Raw genomic sequence first — 3,353 nt, forward strand, 5'->3', positions numbered from 1 at the left:
CAGCCGTACCGGCTCGCGCACCTGCCGGGCATCACGGCCGTGCTGAACGGGCAGATCCACAACCACACCGAGCTCCGGCGTGAACTCGCCGCCCGCGGCCACCGGTTCCCCGACCGCTGCGACGGCACCCTGCTGCCCGCGCTGTACGCGGAGCACGGGCCGGACTTCGCGCGGCGCCTCGACGGGATGTTCGCCGTCGCCGTCCTCGACCTGCGCGCCGAGCCCCGGCTGGTCCTCGCCGTCGACCCCCTCGGGATCAAGCCCCTCCACCACCACCAGGGCCCGGACGGAACGTTCCGCTTCGCCTCGGAGATCCCCGCCCTGCTGGCCTTCGACGGAGTGCGGACCGCCCCGCGCGAGGACAGCCTCGACACCGTCCTGTCCCTGCGCAGCCCGGTCTCCTCCCACACCGCCCTGGAGGGCATCGGCCTGCTGCCGCCCGGCGCGACCGCCGTCGTACGGCCCGGCCGGGCTCCCGTCGTACGGCGCAGACCCCCCGCGCGGGAGGCTCCGGAACCGGCCGGCGGGGACGTCCGGGACCTGCTGCGCGGTGAGGTGCGGCGCCTCGCCCGGGCCGACGTGCCCGTGTGCGTCCTCACCAGCGGCGGGCTCGCCTCCGGTCTGGTCACGGCCCTGGCCGCCGAGTACGCCCGGGAGACCGGCGCACCCGCCCCGCACACCTTCCACCTCGGCCTGCGCGGCCGCTGGCCCGGCGCCGAGCACACCCGGGCCCGCCAGGTCGCCCGGCACACCCGCACCGTCCACCACGAGGTCGCCCTGGACCCGGCCGAACTGCCCTCGCTGCTCACCCGGACCACCCGCCACCTGGGGCAGCCCGACGCCGACCCCGCCGCCCTGGCCGCCTACGCCCTCTTCCGTGCCGTCCGGCAGGCCGGATACACCGTCGCCCTGACCGGAGACGGCGCCGACGAGCTGTTCGGCGGCCCCGCCCGGCTGCACGCGGCCTCCTCGGCGCCCTCCGGCCCGGACTGGGCGGCCTCCTACACCGACGCCCTGGGCGCCGCGCCCCGGATGCTCCGCGCATGGCTGTACACGCCCGCCTACCGGGCCCACCTCGCCGAGACGGGATCGGCCGCCGACCGCGTCGAACGGGAGCTGCGCTCCTGCCCGGACGGCGACCGGACCGCCGCCGTCACCGCGTTCGAGACCCGTTGGCGGCTGCCCGCCGGCCCCCTGCGCCGGGCCGACCACCTGGGCATGGCCTGGGCCGTCGAGGCCAGGATGCCGTTCTGCCGCCCCAGCGTCGCCGCGTACGCCCGCACCCTCGCGCCCACCGGCCCGCACGACCGGCGGCCCCTGTACGGGGCCGGCCGTGAACTGCTGCCGAAGGCCGTCGCGCTGCGGGCCCGGCAGCCGTCCGGGCTGCCCGTCGCCGAGCTGATCGCCCCCGGCGGCCCGCTGCTGGATCCCGTACGCGAACTGCTGTCCCCGCAGCGGCTGGCGCGGGCCGGACAGGTCCGGCCCGAACGGGTCCGGGCCCTGCTGGCCCGGCAGCTGGAACACCCCTCGGAACGCGACGCGCTCGCGCTGTGGGCGCTGGCCGCGCACGAGCTGTGGACCGAGGTGGTCCGGGGCATGCGCGTGCCCCGGGACACCGCCGCCTGAACGGCCGTACGGAGCACGGGCCGGGCCCGGCCGACCGGCCGGTACCTCCTGGCGTATCCACGCAACGGCGTGAACGCGCACCCATATACCAGACCGTGCGGTTCGTTTCTCTGTCACGCTGGAACGGCACCCCGGGCTTCCCGGCGGCCGGGCAGCGGCCCGCCCGCCCCGAGCGCTCACCCCGTGCCCAAGCCCCGCTGCGTACTGCGCACCACAACGTCAAGGAGGTCCCATGAGCACCCCCGTATGGATCACCGCGACCCCACCGGCCACCCACGGCGAACTGCACGTCGGACACCTCGCGGGCCCCTACGTCGCGGCGGACGTCCTGTCGCGCTACCTGAGGGCCGAGGGCGAGCCCGTGCTGTTCACCACGGGCACCGCCGACCACAACAGCTCCGTGCACGCCCGCGCCCTGCGCGCGGGCCGCAAACCGGAGGAGGTCGCGGAGGGCTACCGGGCCGCGATCACCTCCGACTGGCTGCGCTCGGGCGTGGAGTTCGACCATGTCGTGCGCCCGCGCCAGGACAAGGGCTACGGACGCTGGCTCGCGGACCTCTTCCGGCGCCTGCACGCCGAGGGCGTCATCGCCGCCCGCACCCGCCTCACCCCGTACTGCGAGTCCTGCGAGCGCTGGCTCCACGGCGCCCACGTCCGCGGCACCTGCCCGCACTGCGCCGCCCCCAGCGACGGCGGCATGTGCCACGAGTGCGCCCGCCCCAACGACGGCGGCGACCTCCTGGAACCGCGCTGCGCCCAGTGCGGCTCCACGGCCGTGCCCCGGCGCTGCCGCCGGCTCTACGTCCCGCTGGAGCCGCACCGGGACGCCCTCGCGGAGTACTGGGCCGGCACGGGCCTGCCGCCGCGCCTGGCCGCGCTCTGCGAGTCCCTCGTCGAGGACGGCCTGCCCGACATCGCGGTGGCCCACCCCGCCGAGTGGGGGCTGCCCGTCCCGGTCGACGGCTTCCCCGAGCACCGCATCGACGGCTGCTTCGAGGCCGCCGCGATGCACCTGTTCGGCTACGGGGACCAAGCCCTGCCCGAACGGGCCATCCACTTCTGCGGGTTCGGCCACGCCTTCTGCCACGCCGTGCTCTTGCCGGTCCTGCTCTTCGCCCAGGGCGTCAAGCTGCCGCAGCACTTCTGCGTCAACGAGGCGTACGTCGTCGAGGACGAGGCCCTGGTCTGGGGCTCCGGCCAGAAGGCCTGGGCCCTGGACCTGATCACCGAGTACGGATCCGACACGCTGCGCCGGCACGTCCTGCAGGCCCGTCCGCTGGGCCGGCGCACGGAGTTCCGGCCCGAGCGGCTCGCCGCCGCCCGCCGGGAGCTCGACGAGAGCTGGAACAGCTGGCTGTCGAGGCTGTTCGCGGCCGTCCGGGAGGAGTGCGCCGGGCTGGCCCCGGCGGCCCTGCCCGGCGGCGCCGGCTGGGAGGTGCTGGAACGGCGGCTGCTGCGCGGGGTGGAGGACCTGCGCGAGGCCTACTCGCCCGAGTCCTTCGACCCCCGCAGGGCGGTCGCCCTGCTCGACGAGATGGTGCGTTCGGCGGCCGACTTCGGCCACGTCAACGCGCACGAGGCACACCGGCCCACGGCCGACAGCCGCCACCTCCCGGCCCTCGCGGCGCAGCTGGCGGTGGCCCGGGCGCTCGGGGCCTGGGCGCGGCCGGTGATGCCGGAGGGAGCGGACCGGCTGTCCGCCGCCCTCAAGGCGCAGCCGNGTGGGA

At 76.5% G+C, this 3,353-nt stretch carries 2 protein-coding genes; both read left to right on the plus strand.

Annotation, left to right across the window (positions count from 1 at the left end; all coding sequences use genetic code 11):
• The coding region (locus tag VR44_RS10955) for an asparagine synthetase B family protein (RefSeq protein WP_045947240.1) at positions 1 to 1,626 on the plus strand (1,626 nt) is incomplete at its 5' end.
• A gap of 232 nt (positions 1,627 to 1,858) precedes the next feature.
• On the plus strand, positions 1,859 to 3,353 hold a 1,495-nt coding region (locus VR44_RS10960; RefSeq protein ID WP_045947241.1), incomplete at its 3' end, for a class I tRNA ligase family protein.

The organism is Streptomyces katrae (assembly GCF_000966975.1).
Lineage (GTDB): Bacteria > Actinomycetota > Actinomycetes > Streptomycetales > Streptomycetaceae > Streptomyces > Streptomyces katrae.